General features: G+C 55.6%; 1 protein-coding gene. It reads right to left on the bottom strand.

What is annotated here, in order from left to right; translation table 11 throughout:
* The coding region (locus tag J8I87_RS44315; RefSeq protein WP_209938961.1) for a transposase at positions 1–284 on the bottom strand (284 nt) is incomplete at both ends.

The following is a 284-nucleotide window of genomic DNA, read 5'->3' on the forward strand; positions in this document are numbered from 1 at the left end:
TTCGCCTCAGATTCTGTGCAGTTGCAGCCAGCAAGAACTCGTCATGCGCACCTGATGGTCCGCGCAGCCGGAGACGATCCAGCTTCATGACGCGTTTGAGGTGAGCAAACGGGATCTCAACCTTCTTGCGGTCCTTGCGTGACTGCCTGTATGCCGGTGTTTTCGCAATAGCCCTTGCCTTGTCGCGTGCCGATTCGTGGACGCTTCTGGCTATCTTTCGCATTGGTGTGTTCGGACAGCATTGATCCTTCAATGCACATCCCGCGCAGTCCAACTGGCTTGAT

The organism is Paraburkholderia sp. LEh10 (assembly GCF_017814945.1).
GTDB lineage: Bacteria > Pseudomonadota > Gammaproteobacteria > Burkholderiales > Burkholderiaceae > Paraburkholderia.